Annotated in this window: 14 protein-coding genes; 12 read left to right on the top strand and 2 right to left on the bottom strand. The window is 42.8% G+C overall.

All coding sequences use genetic code 11. The annotated features are described in order from the left end of the window. Nucleotides 1-3 precede the first annotated feature (3 nt). The 3 genes from DWW13_RS08530 (at nt 4) to DWW13_RS08520 (ending at nt 4,582) form a co-directional block, all read left to right on the top strand. On the top strand, nt 4-1,149 hold the full coding sequence (locus DWW13_RS08530) for a glycosyl hydrolase family 8 (RefSeq protein WP_118595810.1): 1,146 nt from the start codon (nt 4-6) through the stop codon (nt 1,147-1,149). A 119-nt stretch (nt 1,150-1,268) separates the two neighbouring features. Continuing rightward, entirely contained in the window at nt 1,269-3,005 is a 1,737-nt protein-coding gene (locus DWW13_RS08525; protein ID WP_118595811.1) for an SGNH/GDSL hydrolase family protein, read from the top strand. Nucleotides 3,006-3,016: 11 nt separating this feature from the next. Beyond that, entirely contained in the window at nt 3,017-4,582 is a 1,566-nt protein-coding gene (locus tag DWW13_RS08520) for a glycoside hydrolase family 43 protein (RefSeq protein ID WP_118595812.1), read from the top strand. Here DWW13_RS08520 and DWW13_RS08515 read toward each other — a convergent pair. Beyond that, nucleotides 4,579-5,460 carry a helix-turn-helix transcriptional regulator gene (locus DWW13_RS08515; RefSeq protein ID WP_118595813.1) on the bottom strand — a complete coding sequence of 294 codons (882 nt, stop codon included), beginning with the start codon at nt 5,458-5,460 and terminating at the stop codon, nt 4,579-4,581. The genes DWW13_RS08520 and DWW13_RS08515 overlap by 4 nt on opposite strands. Before the next feature lie 211 nt (nt 5,461-5,671). Here DWW13_RS08515 and DWW13_RS08510 point away from each other — a divergent pair, with 211 nt between their 5' ends. From DWW13_RS08510 to DWW13_RS08470, 9 genes are all read left to right on the top strand, one after another. Next, on the top strand, nt 5,672-7,429 hold the full coding sequence (locus DWW13_RS08510) for a sensor histidine kinase (protein WP_118719846.1): 1,758 nt from the start codon (nt 5,672-5,674) through the stop codon (nt 7,427-7,429). A gap of 21 nt (nt 7,430-7,450) precedes the next feature. Continuing rightward, a complete protein-coding gene (locus DWW13_RS08505) occupies nt 7,451-9,046 on the top strand; it encodes a response regulator transcription factor (RefSeq protein WP_118595815.1) in 1,596 nt (531 codons plus the stop codon). 142 nt (nt 9,047-9,188) lie between these two features. Further along, on the top strand, nt 9,189-10,859 hold the full coding sequence (locus DWW13_RS08500) for an extracellular solute-binding protein (RefSeq protein ID WP_118595816.1): 1,671 nt from the start codon (nt 9,189-9,191) through the stop codon (nt 10,857-10,859). 67 nt (nt 10,860-10,926) lie between these two features. Continuing rightward, nucleotides 10,927-11,877: an ABC transporter permease gene (locus DWW13_RS08495; RefSeq protein WP_118595817.1), complete on the top strand. Its 951-nt coding sequence runs from the start codon at nt 10,927-10,929 to the stop codon at nt 11,875-11,877. A gap of 11 nt (nt 11,878-11,888) precedes the next feature. Continuing rightward, the gene (locus tag DWW13_RS08490) at nt 11,889-12,782 is read left to right on the top strand and encodes a carbohydrate ABC transporter permease (RefSeq protein WP_118595818.1); all 894 of its coding nucleotides are present in this window, start codon (nt 11,889-11,891) and stop codon (nt 12,780-12,782) included. 70 nt (nt 12,783-12,852) lie between these two features. Continuing rightward, nucleotides 12,853-14,460, top strand: coding sequence for a glycoside hydrolase family 43 protein (locus DWW13_RS08485; RefSeq protein WP_118595819.1), 1,608 nt, complete (start codon nt 12,853-12,855; stop codon nt 14,458-14,460). 322 nt (nt 14,461-14,782) lie between these two features. Further along, complete coding sequence (locus DWW13_RS08480) at nt 14,783-15,850, top strand: helix-turn-helix domain-containing protein (protein ID WP_118595820.1); 1,068 nt, start codon at nt 14,783-14,785, stop codon at nt 15,848-15,850. A 355-nt stretch (nt 15,851-16,205) separates the two neighbouring features. Next, a complete protein-coding gene (locus tag DWW13_RS08475; RefSeq protein WP_118595824.1) occupies nt 16,206-17,363 on the top strand; it encodes an FprA family A-type flavoprotein in 1,158 nt (385 codons plus the stop codon). A gap of 864 nt (nt 17,364-18,227) precedes the next feature. Next, nucleotides 18,228-19,124 (top strand): helix-turn-helix domain-containing protein, encoded by an 897-nt coding sequence (locus DWW13_RS08470; protein ID WP_055221860.1) that lies wholly within the window; start codon nt 18,228-18,230, stop codon nt 19,122-19,124. Nucleotides 19,125-19,196: 72 nt separating this feature from the next. Here the strand turns inward: DWW13_RS08470 and DWW13_RS08465 are convergent, their stop codons facing one another. Further along, complete coding sequence (locus DWW13_RS08465; protein ID WP_055221858.1) at nt 19,197-20,060, bottom strand: AraC family transcriptional regulator; 864 nt, start codon at nt 20,058-20,060, stop codon at nt 19,197-19,199. Nucleotides 20,061-20,207 lie beyond the last annotated feature (147 nt).

Below are 20,207 nucleotides of genomic sequence, written 5' to 3'. Positions count from 1 at the left end.
AATATGGCAGGAGCATATGAAACAGGAGTATACCGCAATATTTTTAAAGAGTGTGGATATTCCGAAGAGGAAATTGAAAAAAGAGTGAAAGAAACATTTGAAACAATCTTTTATGGAAGTGAAGAAGAGCGTTTCTATCATGAAGCAGGTGCGGACATGGGATACATGGAGGACACCGGAAATCATGATGTCAGAACGGAGGGCATGTCATATGGAATGATGGTGTGCGTCCAGATGAACCGGAAACAGGAATTTGACCGTTTATGGAAATGGGTACGGACGTATATGTATATCGAGGATGGTCCGGGGAAGAATTATTTTGTCTGGTCGTGTGCTGTCGATGGTACAAGAAACGCGGACGGACCGGCGCCGGACGGAGAAGAATATTTTGCAATGGCGCTCTTTTTTGCTTCAAAGAGATGGGGAGATGGAGAAGGCATTTTCAATTACAGCAGCGAGGCAAGAGCGATTTTACGGGAATGTGTTCATAAGGGAGAGCCAGGGCATCCGGGAGAGCCGATGTGGAATCCGGAAAATCATCTGATCAAATTTGTTACCTCTTTTGAGTTCAGTGATCCATCCTATCATCTGCCGCACTTTTATGAGCTGTTTGCGTTGTGGGCAGATCCCTGCGATCATGAATTCTGGAAAAAGGCAGCGGACGCAAGCCGAAAATATCTTCACACGGCATGTCACTTCCGAACTGGATTATCTGCGGAATATGCAGATTATGACGGAACACCGCATGCACAGCATCAGGAGATTTTCGGCCGTCATGACTGGTACTACAGCGATGCATATCGTACGATTGCCAATATCGGAATGGATCATCTCTGGTTTGACGCGGATCCCTGGCAGACGGAAAATGCCAATAAGCTGCAGCAATTTTACTGTGAAGAACAGGCGGAACACTGGGATGGGGTATTTCTGACTGACGGCACCAGGCTGGAAGAAAAAGCACTTCATCCGACGGCAATTATTGCGGTAAATGCACAGGCCTCACTTGCCGCAGACGGACCGTATGCAGAGGAATGTGTAAGACGTTTCTGGAATACACCGCTTCGGACAGGCGAGAGACGGTATTATGATAATTTTCTGTATCTTTTTGCAATGCTTGCTTTGTCAGGAAATTACCGGATCTATCGGTAATAAAATCATATATTTTGCAGGAAGGTTTCCTATAGTTTCTCCCGGTGTACAGCACCGGGAGTTCTGTTACAATGGAGTTATCTTGAGTTAACACAGGAAAAGCAGGAGGAATAATAAGGATGGAAGGACCGAAGGCGCCAAGAGATCCGGAAAAAATGAGACCCTATTTTTATATTTTAAAGGACAAAGAAATTTTTGGATCAAAACAGGAAGATGGAACCGGAATCCAGTTCGTGTATGAGAGTGACGGAAGACTGATCAACAGTGCACAGATTGCCGGAAATATCACAGATCAGGAGGAACTGGCTTTACTGGAGAACGTAGAAGGATTTCGAAAACTGGTACACAGCATCGGAATCTCTGTGGAACTGGATGATCCCAGAGAGTCTGTTGAATTTGTGTTTCAGATGTATGGAAAAAAGGATCTCTATGGAGGGGGAACGAATCTGAAAACCAAACTGCCCGGAGATGGAATGGAGAGAAAAATAGATCTGTCCGATTATACATGGACAGAAGATGATGATATTCCGGGGCAGATAAAATTTATCTTTCAGACACCGGAATTGCTGGGAAAAGCAAGTGTAAGACTTTATTTGAATGATGGATATGATGCACCGAAAGAAACCGCAGAAGAAAAAATAGATATTCGTTCGGAAGAATACAGGGAAATGATACAAAGATCTCTGATGAATTTCGGAAATACCTGCCGGATACAGAGAGTAATTGAAAAAGCCAGAGACGGAAAAGAAGTTACGCTTGCATATATCGGCGGATCTATCACGCAGGGGGCGGGAGCAATTCCGATCCATACAAAATGTTACGCCTATCAGTCCTGCCAATTATTTCAGAAGCGCTTTGCAGCACAGGATAATGTCAGATTGATAAAAGCAGGAGTGGGAGGCACCCCTTCTGAGTTGGGGATGATCCGCTTTGACAGAGATGTTCTGCGCGGAGAGGAACAGCCGGATCTTGTAGTGATCGAATTTGCTGTTAATGATGAAGGGGATGAAACAAAGGGGGACTGCTATGAAAGCCTTGTACGTAAAGTGCTGAATCTTCCCTGGAAGCCTGCTGTAGTGCTTCTGTTTTCTGTTTTTGCAAATGACTGGAATCTTCAGGAACGCCTGAAACCGGTGGGATACTGCTATGATCTTCCGATGGTCAGTATACGGGATGCCGTAAGCCCGCAGTTTCAGATGCCAAAAGGACAGGGACGGGTTCTGACAAAAAATCAGTTCTTTTATGATATGTTTCATCCAAACAATATGGGGCACACGATTATGGCGGACTGTCTGCAGTATTTGTTTGAACAATGCGATCTCAGGAATCAATGTGGGGGTGAAACACTGGAAAGACAGATGAAGGCGGAAGAACGACTGAAAGAATGCATGAGCGAGCCACCCGCAATCGGAAAGAGTTTTGAAACAGTTCGTCTGCTGGATCGAAAAGACAGATACAGAGGAGCCGAAATTGATGAAGGTGGATTTACAGCCGTGGACAGGGAACTGCAGAGCGTCGAAATGGACGCAGAACTTACACCTGTGCCGCAGTTCCCGTATAACTGGATGTATGATGGCACCAATTCCGATAAAAACTATTTCGAAATGACGATAACCTGCAGAAGTCTGCTTCTTGTTTTTAAAGATTCCGGTGAAATTTATACGGGAAAAGCAGAGATTTCCGTAGATGGAGGATACTGTATGACAGCGGATCCGCATATCAATAACTGGCTGCATTGCAATGCGGTCATTCTTTTCCAGGAGGAAGAGAGTAAGAAACATATCGTGAGAATTACAATACCAGAAGAAGACAGGAATAAACAGTTTACGATTCTTGGATTCGGGTATGTACAGTAAAGGAGAAAGTTATGGTAACGGCAAATAATCCAATTTTATCCGGTTTTTATCCGGATCCGTCGATTTGCAGGGCGGGGGATGATTACTATATTGTAAATTCAAGTTTTGTTTATGCCCCGGGAGTTCCGATTTTTCACAGCAGAGATCTGGCACACTGGGAACAGATCGGAAATATTCTGAACCGGAAGGAGCAGCTTCCAGTAGAGGGAAGTGAAATCTCAAGAGGTATTTTTGCACCGACGATTCGTTATCATGAAGGATTATTTTATATGATAACAACAAACGTAAGCTACGGCGGAAATTTTATTGTTACAGCGAAAAAGCCGGAGGGTCCCTGGTCAGATCCGTATTATCTTGGTGAAGAAGCAGCAGGAATTGATCCAAGCCTGTTTTTTGATGAGGATGGAAAATGCTATTACTGCGGAACAAGACCAAACCCGGAAGGTGTGCGATATAATGGGGACTGGGAAATCTGGGTACAGGAACTTGATCTGAACACCATGAAACTGACAGGAGAAAGCATGACAATCTGGAAAGGTGCGGTAAAAGACTGCATCTGGCCGGAAGGGCCGCATATTTACAAAATCGGAGAATATTATTACCTGATGCATGCAGAGGGCGGTACAGGTCCGGAACACAGTATCTCAGTTGCCAGAAGCAGAAAACTGTTTCAGTGGTTTGAAGGATGCCCGAGGAACCCCATTTTTACACATCGCAATCTGGGAATGGATTATCCGGTGATTTATGCAGGCCATGGAGATCTTGTAGATGATGGACATGGAAACTGGTATGTAGTAATGCTTGCTTCACGGCCGTGCAGAAAACACAGCAGTATGGGCAGAGAGACATTTCTTGCTAAAGTGATATGGGAAAATGGATGGCCGGTCATTGCGCCTGGAGTGGGACATCTGGAAGAGCAGGTGGAAATCCCAATGGAAGAATATCGCTTTGCACAGGAAGTTACAAAATGTGATCAGATTCATTTCTGGGATAAAGAGTTGGATCAGAGACTGATTGGAATTGGCGGGTGTGATGAAACCATTTATTCGCTGAAAGAAAAAGAGGGAATGCTGCGGTTGTATCCCCGAAAAGAAAGTATTGCAGAAGCAGCCTATTGCTCCTATCTTGGATTACGGCAGAAAAGCTATCGCTTTGAAGCGGAAACAGGAGTTTTCTTTGTGCCGGAAAACGAGAAGGAAACGGCAGGTCTGGTTCTTTACCAGAATTATGAGAATCATCTGAGGATGGAAATCGCAAAAAAGCAGGAACAGAAAGTTTTTCGTGTTGTAACGTGTATCAAAGGAACAGAAACGAAAGCAGCAGAAGTTTTACTGCCAGGAGAGACGGAACAACTGCTGAAAATACGCCTGCAATGCCATGATCAGACGGCAAAAGTATGGATTGCGTCAGAAAATGGCTGGGAATGTGCGGCAGAGGAAATCAGTCTTCTTCCGTACACAACAGAAGAGGCAGGTGGTTTTGTCGGATGTACCATCGGCATGTATGCTTCTTCTAATGGAATGGAAAGCAAAAACCATGCAGACTTTGCATGGTTTACCTGCAGCAGCAGGAATTAGGGATTTTTCTGCTGCTTTTCCGGATGAATATACATATCGCGGAATTCCGTAGGCGTACATTGTTTGACAGAACGGAAGACGCGAAGAAAGGTGGAAAGACTGGAGAAACCAGACTGAAGTGCTGCCTCCGTGACAGGAATATCGGGATCGGATAAGAGCAGCATGGCATGATCAATTCTTTTGCGATTAAGGTATTTGTAATAGGTGGTATTTGTAAACTGCTTAAACAGTCTGGTAAAGTGGTATTTGCTGAAGCCTGCTGTTTTTGCAACCTGGTCAAGAGAAAGATCTTCCGTGCAGTGTTCATCAATATAATTGCAGATGGAAAGAAAACGATCCAGATATTCTTTCTGCTTTTGCGGTCCGGCATCAAAACGGCAGGATGCAAAGGCCTGGTATCTGCCGATCAGAGAAAGAATATCAAGCATGCGCGCATAGATAACAGCTTCCGAAAGAAAGGAATCCTCTTCATATTCCGAAAGAATCTGGCAGATAAGATGATAAATATCGGAATAGATGTCAGGAGCGGTCTGAGGAGTAAGAGTGAGAACCGGGGAAATCAGCGCGAGGATGGAATTGAGATCGCGGATTTTTGACACAACCGACCATTCAATCTGCAGAATAATTCGTTTTCCGTTTTCCGGTGCCACAAGAGAGTGAAGGATCCCAGGGCAGATGAAAATAATGTCGCCCTCCTGAAGAAGAACAGGTTTATCCCCGAGGAAAACCGTATAAGTCCCTTCCAGAGGCATAATGATTTCCATGGGAGTATGCCAGTGAATGGGATAGTCCTCGCAGTCTGTGTTTACAAAAAGCCGCAGACTGCTGTTCTCTTTATACGTTACGGTTTCGTGAATCCCGTCTAAATGTTCAATCATAATATTGCCTCCGGAGGACTGCTGTAAATTTGATATTATCATAATACAGTAAAACAGAGATCACAAGAGAAAAAATTGAAAGAAGAGAACTGAAAACAGAATTCCAATCTAAATCTGGATATGATAAGATAACTGTGTGAAAGATGACATTGGAAAATCCAGAAGGGAGCAGGCAGTGTCTGCTCCCTGATTCACGTGAGAGGTTCTGAGAATGAAAGAGTTGCTTCAAAAAATTGAAAAACGGATGGATGACTTTACGGTCAAAAAGAAATTATACATTTTATATATTTTTTGCGTACTGCTTCCGCTGATCATTACGGACAGCGTGGTTTTTTTAATCATAAGAAATTCCGAGATGGAAAAGCAGAAACATGATATGACCAACATTGCAAATGCGGTAAGCTACAACATCAGCAGCGTGGTAAATAATGCAGGAGAAATGGCAAAAACGATCTATACCAGCAGATATATTGATGATTTTCTATCCAGAAAATATGATACCTCTGCTCAGTATATCATGGAATACCAGGAGTTTTTCAAGGATACTTTGTTAGAAAATCTGCTGGGAATGAATCAGATTGTATTTACGATGTATACGAACAATGACACCATTGTGAAGGGAGGAAAAGTAGGTAATATAGAGGATCTGAAAGAAACGCAGGCGTATCAGAAACTGAACCAGAGTGGGGAAACAAAAGGTTTTTTCTTTGTCTATGACAAAAACAGATCCGGAACGGCAGAGGAACACAAGGTGGTATTTCTTCAAAAACTCGATTTTTTTTCAGGAGATCAGGAAAAAATGCTGCAGTTGGAATTTGACTATGGGAACATGATGCGTACGCTTCAGAAAATGAATTTTGACAACGAAGTTTTGATCTGTGAGGAGAATCAGATTGTACTTTCCAATACGAAACATGGAAGCACAGGTTCAGACTTTGAAGAACTGGATGATAAAATAAAGAAGGGATATCATCAGACGGTCAATCTGTATGGTACGGAACTTGAGGTGTATGTCAGACGTACGGGGGAGAACGCGATTGCGAATATTGCTCATAATTTACCGAGTATTCTGCTTCTGATCCTGATTAATGCGATTCTGCCATTCTTTTTTGTACATATCCTGAATCATTCGTTCACAAAACGTATTACGGAGCTGAATGAAGTGTTTAAAAGCGTGGATTCCGAACAGCTTGTACCGATGCGTCATGAAGGCGGAAAAGATGAAATCGGAAGTATGATTCGAAGCTACAATCGAATGGCGGCCAGGACAAATGAGCTGATTCAGACAGTTTATAAAAACAAACTCGTAGAGCAGGAGATGCTTGTCAGCCGCAAAAATGCAGAACTTCTTGCCCTTCACAGCCAGATTAATCCTCATTTTCTGTTTAATGCACTTGAGAGCATCCGCATGCACAGCATTTTGAAAAATGAGAATGAAACAGCGGATATGGTTGAAAAACTGGCTGTCATGCAAAGACAGTATGTCGAATGGGGCGAGGACTCTGTGACGATTGAACAGGAAGTGGAATTTGTAAAGGCGTATCTGGCACTCCAGAAATATCGTTTCGGAGAAAGACTGAGTTATCAGATTGAGATTGATGAAGAATGCAGAAAAAGAAAGGTTCCAAAACTTACGCTGGTAACATTCGTAGAAAATGCATGTGTGCATGGAATTGAAAGTAAAGCGTCTCCAGGCTGGATTTTTGTAAGAGTATATGAACAAAACGAGCTGATCTGCATGGAAATAGAAGATACTGGGAACGGAATGGAAGAAGGCAAAAGGCAGGAACTTCTGGAAAACATGAGAAACGCAGACATTGAGATGCTGAAAAAGAAAGGAAGGGTAGGAATTGTCAATGCATGTTTAAGATTGAAAATGGTATCGGAAAATAAAGTGAAGATCGATCTGGATGGAGAAGAAGGGGTGGGTACACTGATAACAATCTGGATGCCCCTGGAGTATATGTAGTGTAGAGCAGGGAGGAGAAAAATGTTAAAAGTACTGTTGGTTGATGATGAACCCTTTATCCTGCAGGGAATTAAGGTCATCATAGACTGGGAAAAAGAAGGATTTGAAATTGCTGCGACGGCAGAAAACGGTCTGGAAGCACTGGAATATTTGAAAAAAGAAAAAGTGGATCTTATCATAGCAGATATCCGGATGCCTGGTATGACAGGTCTGGAATTACTGGAGCAGATACGAAGGGAAGAAATATCGGATGCGTATTTTGTTATTCTGAGCGGTTATGCGGAGTTTGATTACGCAAGGCGTGCCATGCAGAATAAATGTACGGAATATCTGTTAAAACCTGTTGACCGGGAAACCCTGTTAAAACTGTTGCATAAGGTTCGTGCATTATCAGACCGGGAGAGACAGGAATCAAAGGCACATGAGGAAATGGAACATGCCTATTTTTCGAGACATCTGATCTCTTTAATCCATGGAAAATACGATGATGTCAATCTTAATTACGTAAAAAAACACATGAAAGATACGCAGGGAATCCGTTATGTGGAGATTCAGAAAGAACAGCCGAACAATCTGGAAGAACAGAGCGATAAAGACCTGCGGAATTTTCAAAGAGAGCTGTATGACTGCTGCAGAGAATTTTTGAAAGAAGATGCCAAGCACTGTGTATTTGATGTTTCTGCGGATGAAAAAATATATGATATTGGTTTTGTATATTCTGAAAACCTTGCGGAGCGTCTGGGAATGGATGATAAAACATACCTTTCTGCATTCCGGCAATATCTTGTCAATAATACGAAACAGCCGGTTATTATGCTGGTTGGGAAAAAAGTACCAGATATCAGCAATGTGGCAAGATCGTATGGTAATGCCTGTATGCTCCGCTCTTTTCAGGGGTTCCGGGCACGAAAAGAAATCTATTATTATGAGGATGAAGTGCAGGTTACAGCGGCTGGAATGGTCTTATGCAAACAGGGGCTGGATCAGCTTCTTACCACCATTGAACAGAATAACCACATGGAGATCCGGAAAGCAGTAGAACAGTTTTATGAAGAAATGAGTCAGATGGGAATGAATGCTGAGAGCATGAATCTGAATATCAATTATCTGCTTTTCCAACTGATCCATCTGGCGAGTGAGCAGGATAATGACGTAAACCAGGAAGAAATCCTGCGGCTGATCAGTGAAAGCAGCTTTGAGAATGGTATCCTGCGTGGCAGTAAGGCGCATATGGCGCGCTTTGCATGTGAATACGGCGATTATCTTTCTCAGCTTCGAAAAAACGTTTCCAGGGGCGTTCTCGGCATGGTAGAAAAAGAAATCAAAGAGAATTATGCCGCCAACCTCACGCTGAAGGGTCTCAGTGAAAAATACTATGTCAACAGTGCCTATCTCGGGCAGCTGTTTCGGAAAAAATATGGTCTTTCCTTCAAGGACTATCTGAACAATTTCCGGATGGAGCAGGCCGCAGGCCTTCTGATCCGCACGGATAAAAAAATTGTGCAGATTGCAGAAGAAGTAGGATATCATGATCTGGATTATTTTGTAAACCGTTTTATTCAGGTGAAAGGGTGCACACCGGCCAGATTCCGAAAACAGATGCAGCAGGGAAGTTAAAGAAAACAGGAAGTAAGAAACAGGGTAAATTATAGTGCGTATCTACGATCTATAATTTACCCTGTTTCTTACTATAGTTCATCCGATTGTTTCAAACCTGCAAACTGATAAAATAAATACTATCAAAGGGAGGTATTACAAGATGAAGAGAAAAAAAATTGTAAGCATGCTGCTTGCCTCGGCAATGGCAGCAACCCTGCTCGCAGGATGTGGAGCAGGAGGAAAGAGTTCCTCTAAGGGAGATTCTGACGGAGAGATAAAAGAATTTACCGCATTTTTTGCAGTCCCGGGATCCGAAATCAATGATGATAATGAGGTTCAGCAGATCATTGCAGAAAAAACAGGCGCAAAGGTAAAAGAAACCTGGCTGACGGGTCAGACGGATGTTGAGGCTATTGGCACCATGATCGCAGGAGGAGAGTATCCGGACTTTATTGAGGGCGGAAACGGACAGATGCAGTTATATGATGCCGATGCACTGGTTGCACTGGATGACTATCTGGATGATTATCCTAATATTAAAAATCTGTTCTCTGATCTTGAGTGGGAAAAATTAAGACAGGATGATGGCCATATTTACTGGATTCCACAGTTTAGCTGCATTAAAAATGAAGAAAAAGTATGTACACATAATGATGAAGCATTCTGGATTCAGGCCAGAGTCTTAAAATGGGCGGGTTATCCGGAAATTAAAACAATGGATGATTACTTTAATCTGATTGAATCCTACAACGAAGCGAATCCGACTATGGAAGACGGAACGGAAAATATTCCATACACCATCCTCTGTGACGACTGGAGATATTTCTGTCTGGAGAATGCCCCGCAGTTCCTCGACGGATATCCAAATGATGGATCCTGTATGGTAGATCCGGATACACTGACCGTTTTAGATTATAACACTTCGGATACAGCGGTTGCCTACTTCCGAAAACTGAATGAAGAGTATCAGAAGGGAATTGTAGATCCGGAATCCTTTACACAGAGTTACGATGAATATATTTCCAAACTTTCTACCGGACGTGTACTTGGAATGATTGATCAGTGGTGGGATTTCTCGAATGCAAATGATGCAATCAAACAGGCTGGACTGGATGAGCAGGGCTGCGATTATATTCCTGTTCCGGTTACGATTGATGGCCGTGACAATCAGTGGCACAATTCAGGCGGGGCATTTAATGAGTCGAGCGGTCTTGCAATTACAACAAGCTGTGAAGATGTGGAAGGAGCATTACAGTTTGTAAATGATCTTCTGGATCAGGATATTCACAATCTCAGATTTTGGGGTGTAGAGGGTACCGATTATGAGGTGGATGAAAACGGAGAATTCTACCGAACAGAGGAAGAGCGGACGAAACAGTCTGATACCGCGTACAAAGCATCTCATACCTGCCCATATTCCTACTTCCCACAGTACACTGGAACCAGTGATGATGGAATTAACGCCAATAAACCGGATGGACAGGCAAGTGAGTTCTTTGATGGATTAAATCAGGATGTAAAAGAAACCTTTGAGGCTTATGGTGTTGAGACTTATGTTGAGATGCTTGGAACAAATGAGGCACCTGGAGACTGGTATCCGATGTGGTCCTTCTCTAACAATTTCACAACAGATACACCTGGCGGAGTTGCATGGAACAAAATTGCAGATGTAAAACATGAGCAGCTTCCGCAGGTTGTTATGGCAAAAGATTTTGACGCGGCATGGGATACCTACATGGATGCTTACAATGCATGCCACCCGGAAGACTTTATCAGTGAACTGCAGACTGAATTAGACACAAGAATGGAGCAGGCAGCGAAGTTCAAATAAAAAATGAAATTTTGAAGCGGGCAGATGTGAAAAATTTCATCTGCCCGTTTTTTTAAGGAGTGAGGTCATGTCTTTAGCGAGAACAAAATCAAAAACAAAAGAGCCCAGAACAAAAATCACATGGAAAGAAATCAAAAGACAGAAAGTCCTGCTTTTCTGGGCAGCAATTATCGTAGCATATGGTGTGATTTTCTATTACCTTCCGCTTGCTGGCTGGGCAATGGCATTTCAGAACTACAAACCGAAACTAGGAATCCTGCATTCAGAGTTTGTAGGATTAGAAAAATTCCGGACACTGTTCTCAGATATGACGTTTATCCGTGTTATCCGGAATACTCTGGCAATGGGAGTTATCAATCTTGTTGTAACTTTCGTAACGGCAATTGCGTTTGCAATTTTATTAAATGAAATCAGAAGCCATATAGGAAAAAAAGTGGTTCAGACCATTTCCTATCTGCCGCATTTCCTTTCGTGGATTATTGTAACCGGTATTCTGCATGATATGCTTTCCGGAACTGGTATTGTAAATGAAGTTCTGGTGAATCTGCATATCATCAAACAGCCAATTAACTTTTTTGCACATACGAGCTACTTCTGGCCTATTGTTGCTTTTGCAAATGTGTGGAAGGAAACCGGCTGGAATGCCATTATTTATCTGGCAGCAATCACAGCAATTGATCCATCTTTATATGAGGCGGCATCCATAGACGGCGCCGGAAGGTGGAATAAAATTAAGTACGTGACACTTCCTGGAATCAAACCGACCATTATGATTCTTCTCCTGATGAACGTAGGCAACGTTTTGAATGCCGGATTTGAAATTCAGTATCTTTTAGGAAACGGCCTGGTACAGAGAGTATCACAGACCATTGATATCTACGTATTGAAATGGGGTATCAGCCAGGGCGATTATGCAATCGGTACGGCAGCAGGTATTTTCAAGAGTGCAGTCAGCATTATACTGATTATGATCGCAAACCAGATTGCAAAACGCAATGGCGAAGAGCGATTGTTCTAAGGAGGTTCATCATGGCAAAAAAAACTGGAAAAAAGACCGGAAAATTGGATCTGTTTCCGATAATAAATGGTATTATCATGGTACTGTTTATAGTCATTACACTGTATCCGGTATTAAATACACTGGCAATATCATTAAACGATGGTACAGATGCCCTTCGCGGAGGAATTTATCTGCTGCCAAGAAAATTCACATGGAAAAACTATATCACCGTTCTTCAGAAGGATAACCTGATCACGGGCGCATATATCACAGTGGCGCGAACCATCATCGGAACGCTGCTGGCACTGGTAGCAAATGCAATCCTGGCGTTTATTGTAAGCAGAAAACGCTTTCTGTTTAAAAAAGAATTATCCTTATTCTGGGTTATCACCATGTATGTCAACGGTGGAATGATTCCTACATTCCTGCTGTACAAACAACTTGGCCTGACAAACAGTTTCGGGGTATATGTAATTCCTGGAATGGTCAGTGCGTTCAATATGCTGGTAATCCGTACCTATATGAACGGAATTTCCGACAGTCTGGAAGAGTCCGCGCAGCTTGACGGTGCAGGATATACCACGATTTTTCTGAAGATTTATTCACCGCTCTGTAAGCCGGTATATGCAACCGTAGCATTATTTGTGGCGGTAGGACAGTGGAACTCCTGGTTTGATGCGATGCTGTACAACAGAATGAACAGCAATCTGACGACCCTTCAGTATGAGCTTATGAAACTCTTATCATCGGTTACGAATCAGGGAACCTCTGTGGAAGCAATGAAAAATGCAGCCGGTTCGGTCACACCGACGTCGGTCCGTGCAGCAGCAACCATTATTACCATGCTTCCAATTATTTGTATTTATCCATTTTTACAGAAATACTTTGTTGCCGGGCTTACTCTTGGCGGAGTAAAAGAATAAAGATACTGCATTTTATCCAGGGTCATGCTGTTTTGGCATGACCCTGAAATATTATATGAGGAGAGAGCATATGAAGATAGCAGGAAAAAATCCAATTACAGAACTGGATTATCCGGATCCAGATGTCATCCGGGTAGATGATACGTATTACATGGTAAGCACTACAATGCACTTTATGCCGGGGTGTGAGATTCTGCGGTCGTATGACCTCATTCACTGGGAACATCTGAGCTATGTGTATGAAAGACTGGACAGCACAGAGGAACAGAGGCTTGTTGGTGAGAAAAACTGCTATGGAAAAGGCATGTGGGCCGCATCGCTCCGATACCATAAAGGGATGTATTATATTTGCTTTGTGGCGAATGATACCGGAAAAACATACCTTTATACTGCTGATGATATCGAAGGACCATGGGAAAAACGCATCATAGAAGGCTTTTATCATGACTGCTCACTTTTGTTTGAGGATGATCATGTTTATATTGTTTCCGGCAATAGAAATGTTCGTCTGCAGGAATTGAAAAAAGATCTGGGCGGTCCAAAGGAAGGCGGACTGGATCGGATTCTGGTCAGTGATAGTCGGAATCCGGGGCTTGGTTTTGAAGGAAGTCATTTTTATAAAATCAATGGAATGTATTATTTATTCCTGATTCATTCCCTTCCGGACAGGTGGATGCGGACGCAGGCATGCTATGTATCAGACAGCCTGACGGGAGAATTTAGAGGCGGAGATGTGTTGTGTGATACCATGGGGTATTGCGGCCAGGGCGTTGCGCAGGGAGGAATTGTGGATACGCCGGATCATAAATGGTACGCCGTACTTTTCCAGGACAGAGGTGCTGTCGGCAGAATCCCGGTTCTTGTGCCAGTAAAATGGGAGAAAAATGTCAGAGTTACCTATATGCCGGCGCCGGGCGAACAAAAAGAGCAGATCATAAAAGAAAATTATCCGGTATTGGGTGATTCGGGAAGGGCACTCTGTGAAGTGGAAACAAAAAGCACAAGACCGGAGGAACAGTATCATTCGCTTGTGGAGAGTGATGATTTTTCAGAATGGAATCCGGACCAGAAACGGCTGTTTGGAACGTTTGGATGGAAGAGCTGCTGGCAGTTCAATCACGAACCGGAACTTTCCTGGATTGAGAATGATGCAGAAAAAGGGTGCCTCCGAATGAGCTGTAAAAAGCAGTGCAAAAATGTCACGCAGGCAGTAAATACGATCACCCAGAGGATGAAGTTTCCGATGTGCATAACAGAAGTAACCGTTGATGCGGAAAGACTGAAGGACGGAGATTATGCAGGTATGTGTGCATTACAGGGATGTTACGGCATGGCGGCAGTTACAAAGCGTGATGGACGGATGTTTCTGGTTATGAGATCTCTCGAAGCGGAAAATGACAGCCTGGAAGGAAATCAGGGCAACAGTGAAGAAAACGAATGGGAAGCAGTGGCGGTTGAATCATCGAAAATAAGAATCCGGATGGAAGCGGATTTCCAGAACCAGCACGATAAAGTCCGGTTTTTATATTGGAGCGATGAAAAATGGAAACAGATCGGACCATGGCATCAGCTCTATTTCAAAATGGATCATTTCACAGGATGCAGAGTTGGACTGTTTGCCTATGCAACGAAAGAAGCAGGGGGAATCGCAGAATTCGGCAGATTCCGATATTTTTAACAAAAAGTTCCCGCCCCGGCGTTTATCAAAAGTGAAATTCCGTTGAATTTCTGGAAACTGCTGGTGATCTTTCTGGAGAGAACCATCATTGCCATTCCGCTGATCGTATTGTTTGCAAATATGATCGGGCTGTAAATACAGGAAAATACAAGATCCCCGATTTGGCACTTTTGTGCTGAATCGGGGATTTTTTGGCGTAAAAACGCAGGTAAAGGATTCGTAGATTGACAAAACAGCCTATTTTCGCCTATTCTGAGACTGTAAAAACGCTCCGCTGGGCAACATGAGACGGTGCGGGAACAGCAGGAGGAAGGGACACGACGTGGAAGCGAAAGAGTTCGGGCGGTTTATTGCCGGAATGCGAAAAGAGAAAAAGATGACGCAGGCAGAGCTTGCGGAAAAGATTCATGTGACGGATAAAGCCGTCAGCCGGTGGGAGCGGGGACTTGGCTTTCCCGATATCCAGACGATTGAGCCGCTGGCTCAGGCACTTGGGATTTCTGTGCTGGAACTGATGCGCTCCGAACGGCAGGAGAAGGCGAAGGAAGAGGCGGCGCCGGAAATTCAGTATACTCAGAAGGAGGTGGCCGAAATGCTGCAGAACGCAGGTGACATTTCAAGGCAGCAGAAAAAACAGGACCGGAACGCAAACGTGATCGCGGGATTTCTGGTGATCGGTGTGGCAGCGGCAGCGTGGGCGGCAAAGATCGTAAACGTGGGCGGCGGCCTGATTCTAGGCGGTCTGGTGGCAGCAGCGTTTGTATCGCTGTGGTATTTCTTCCAGAACCTCGATGATGAAGAAAGCCGGAAAGTCTATGGGGCAGCATCCATTCTGTCTATCGGCATTCTGGCATCCCTGGTAAATTTCGTCTGGGGCGATCAGCTGGCAGAATTCATTCCCGGCGGTCTGGAACGAAAAGAGCAGATCTTCTGGACCCTGTGGTATCTGTTTGTTCTGGTAATGATGATGATCGGAACCATTCGATGTATCCGCCGGCAGAGACAGAAAAAAGAAAAGAAATGCAAAACCGTTCTTTTCACGGCAATTATGGCGACGATCATGTTTGTAACACTGTGGCAGTATCAGAACACCATGCAGAACCGGTACAAAAACACAGGAATCTGGAGAGGCGCACAGCAGTACGCCGAGGTGCTGCTGAAAAGAAACAAAAACCTCGAAAACGACTGGCTGATCGGCGATGAGTCCTGGCGCGAAGGAAACAAAAATACTTTCGAAATTCGCCTTACCTATTACGCTGATGCCGATGACGCAAAAGAGGGACGTGAAAGCGAATATCAGTACAAGATTCATTTTGATGATGTTGACGGCTACGTCATCAAATCAGAAGGCGTACCAGAGAAAGAGATTGTTTTCCCGGAAAATAAATAAGAAGTGAGAAACGGGATTCCATTCTTGCGCCTCCCACAGAAAAAGACTATACTCATAGTATCAGCATGTACGCTCGGAATCTTTCTGCACTTGCTTTTGCGAGTGGCGGTTGGAATCAGTTATGATAAAGAAACAAAAGAACATGCCTGCAAAATAGAAGTATTGTGATGATTTGCAAGCTGTGGAAAAGGGATATCGTGTGTGTGAACGGAGAAAAGCAAGTAAAAATAGTAATCTTTACTATTTTTCCTTGCTTTTTCCTTGCTTTTTCCTCCATCATAGGATAATATAAAAATATACGGTTCGGAGCAGGTTCCGGGCAGGAAAAAACAAGATGGAAAGGATATGGATTTTTATGAAGATTACAGAGGATATTATCTACGCAGGAGTCAACGATCATCAGGTAGACCTGTTTGAAGGTCAGTACAAAGTGCCGAACGGCATGGCATACAATTCTTACGTAATTCTCGATGAAAAAACGGCAGTTATGGATACCGTAGATGCAAACTTTGCGGATGAATGGCTGGAAAATGTTGCGAAAGCACTGGATGGCAGAAAACCGGATTACCTGATCGTACAGCACATGGAGCCGGATCACTCTGCGAATATTGAAAACTTCGTAAAAGCATATCCGGAAGCAACCGTTGTTGCAAATACAAAAACTTTTGCCATGATGAAAAACTTTTTCCCAAAGATGGATCTCGCCGGAAAGAAACTGGAAGTAAAGGATGGCGAGTCCCTTACGCTCGGAAAACACGTTCTGACCTTCGTGTTCGCTCCGATGGTACACTGGCCGGAGGTTATGGTTACATACGACAGCACCGACAAGGTTCTGTTCGCAGCAGACGGCTTCGGAAAATTCGGTGCACTCGATCGCGAGGAACCGTGGGATGACGAAGCACGCCGTTATTTCATCGGCATCGTCGGAAAATACGGTTTGCAGGTACAGAAGCTCCTGAAAGTAGCAGGTACGCTGGATATCCAGAAAATCTGTTCCCTGCACGGTCCGGTTCTGACGGAAAATCTTGGCCACTACATTGAAAAATACGATATCTGGTCTTCTTATCGTCCGGAAGAAGAGGGCGTTGTGGTTGCCTATACTTCTGTTTACGGCAATACAAAAAAAGCTGCCGAATTGCTTGCAGATAAGCTGAAAGAAAAAGGCTGTCCGAATGTCGTTGTTTACGATCTGGCAAGAGACGATATGTCCGCTGCCGTAGCGGATGCTTTCCGTTACAGTAAGCTGGTTCTCGCAACGCTGACCTACAATGCAGGAATTTACCCGTTCATGCAGGATTTCATCAACCGCCTGACAGAGCGCAGCTTCCAGAACCGCACCATCGGTCTGATCGAAAACGGAAGCTGGGCACCGACCGCAGCGAAAGTGATGAAAGGTATGTTTGAAAAGAGCAAAAATATCACCTGGACAGAGAATAATGTAAAAGTAATGTCCGCTGTGAAGGAAGAGAACGTAAAAGAGATCGAGGCATTGGCCGAAGAACTCTGCAAATAAGAAATTAGAAAGAGAAGAAAGAATATGGGAAAAATGCTCCGCTGGACTTTGCGAAAGGCAAAGACAGCGGAGTCTTTCGTTCTACTCTTTTGGAAAGAAGATTCTGTGGAGTTCCGGAGGGAGCAGGATCGCCCTGCGGTGGGTCAAAAAAAGCCGGGGGTTGAATTTTGCGAAAGCCTGCGGCCGCCTCTTTGTAAGTGAGACTGCATCAGGTTTCTGATCTTTCGATCTTGATGTCATAATATTCTGAAAATAATAAAATATAAAATAAATTAAAAGAAAGTATTGACAAAACGGAGAAGATGAGTTAATATAAGATCAACAAAAGAAAAGAAAACAAAAATAAAAACGAAAAAGAAACATCAAGACGAAATCTAAGAAAGTAAGAGGTACAGTCCAATGGCATAGTTAATCTGAACATCAAAAAAATCTCTGAAGAGTTTACATATAGAACCTAAAGGAGATGATTCCAATGAAAGGCAGAGGCCCATAGGGAAAAAATAAAAACAAAAAAATCCAGGAGGTACGGTCCAAAAGGAACATAACGAAATACCCCGAAATCAATGAAAGTAGCAGGTGTATAAAATGAAATTACTGGAAATTCATTAAAAGCCCGGTCGAGAGAAAAAAGAATCGATCGGGCTTAAACTATTTCTGCTGAAAAATCTGTTTGACTGCCCTGCGGTCTGCGCGAGCCGTGAAAGCAGAAAAGACGCTGTAGCCCCGAAAGAAACGAGAGCATACAGCGTCCTTTTTATTTTATGAAATTGGATGAGATTCTGCCTATATAATACGATTCTACCATTAAGGGGTGTACTTTTTGGGACAAAATAGATACTATAATTCTGAAAGGGGGAAGTATTTATGGACCTTGTGAAAATCGGAAGCTATATTGCAGAAAAAAGAAAAAAACTTGGTATGACTCAAAAACAGCTTGCTGAGAAACTGGGTAAGAGTGATAAGTCAGTTTCCAAATGGGAACGTGGGATTTGTTTACCAGATGTGTCTGTGTATTTAGAATTATGTGAAATATTAGGCATCAGTCTAAATGAATTTTTGGCAGGTGAAGATATTGAGGTAACTAATGTAGAAAAAAAATCGGAAGATACACTGATACAGATATCAAAAGATAGTAGTCATAAACAGCGTTATTTAAAGAAGATTATTGCTATACTTCTTATTGCTGTGGGAGTATTTGCTATTACTCTTGGAATCATGGTATGTAATAAATTGCGGCAACCACAAAATTATATAGAAGCAGTAGACCCGGATAGTGTAGAAATGAAAACGGCTGAATTGTTGTCCGGAATTGATGGAACCATGATGTTTCGATACAATTCAAAAGATACATTTCAAGCATTATACGTTTACTTGTCAGAATATCATTCTGGAAAACGAGTTTCTCATAAACGAGTTTTGGAACTTTCCTATGAGGACGTGAAATCTGCAAAAAATGGATTGATTGTCATCACTCCGGATTTTGATAATTTTACTGCAAAGCTTATTGCAGCAGATGAATATTCAAAATATATGACAGAAACGCCAATCTTGGAAGGTGTTGCAAACAGAGAATATTATGGAAGATCTGCGACCTCTATAGAGAACAAAAGCACGATAGAGTACGGAACAGAGCAAGGATTGGCAGCACTGATCTATGGCGAACAAGGAGTGAGTTCGTTGCCGATACAGGACATTACAGGAGAATACATAGATACAGATAATGAGTATATGTATTATTATTCGGCTGAGTTTGTAAAATAAGAATAGCAAAAGTGAGAAGAGGATATCACAAATCATTGTTTTGATAATTCGGTGGTATCCTCTTTGTGGATTTCAGAATTTGTTTCTCAGCTTTCGGTATTCTCTCGGCGAATATCCTTTCAACTTGTGAAAAAGCCGACTGAAATAAAGCTGGTTATCATATCCGATAATCTTAGAAATCTCATTGATGGAATAAGTTGTTGTTTCAAGTAACATCTGAGCATTGTTGATGCGGATTCCCACAATAAATTGCATTGGTGTAGAACCGGTATATTTTTTGAAATTTCGGATAAACCAGCTGACACTCATGCCTCGTGAGGCAGCATAATCATCAATATTGATATTTTGATTGTAGTTTTCACTGAAAAAGGTAACAGCATTATCCATCTCATGATCAAGATATTCATTTTTTAATATGTGCTCTCTTGTCAGTTCCCGGTGGAAACTGATCAGAAGATGACGTAGCAAAAGGACAAGCATTTCCTCATAATTGTCTTGACAGCGTTGGAGCTCGATAATAATACGCTTGAAAATTTGTTCATATTCATTAGATGTACCCACTTGAAAGACACGTTCTTTATCCTGAAACCCATATTGACGTAAGATATTTTTCACATTGCTTCCTGTGAAGTGAATCCAGTATACTTCTGCCTTATCTTCTCCGTAATATTCATATTTCTGAAGTTCTTTCGGTCTGTACAGTACAATGTTGCCGGCTGGAACAATCGTTTCGTTATTTACATTATCAAAATGAAAATGCCCACAACCAGCAGTGATATATATAATCTGATAATCCAGACGACCCCTTGGACGGTAGGTAGGAAGTTTGGGATGTCTGGAAAGACGGTAAGTACCACAGCTACCTACAATCAGCGGACGACTTTTGTCTTTGAAATCCATATGTGAGTGGTTCAAATAACCGGTGTTCAAATACATAGGACAGCACCTCTTTTCGCACTTTTTATCATTGTATCATTTAGTGCATATTTTGTCTAATCCAATTTATAGACATGTTTTGCGGATTAGGATAAGCTATATATATAGCTATAAATGAGCAAATCCAAAATATTGCACAAAAGAAAG

The organism is Blautia sp. AF14-40, from assembly GCF_003479665.1.
GTDB lineage: Bacteria > Bacillota > Clostridia > Lachnospirales > Lachnospiraceae > Fusicatenibacter > Fusicatenibacter saccharivorans.
The sequence above is the reverse complement of the archived record's forward strand: the minus strand, read 5'-3'. Positions and strand labels throughout refer to the sequence as shown.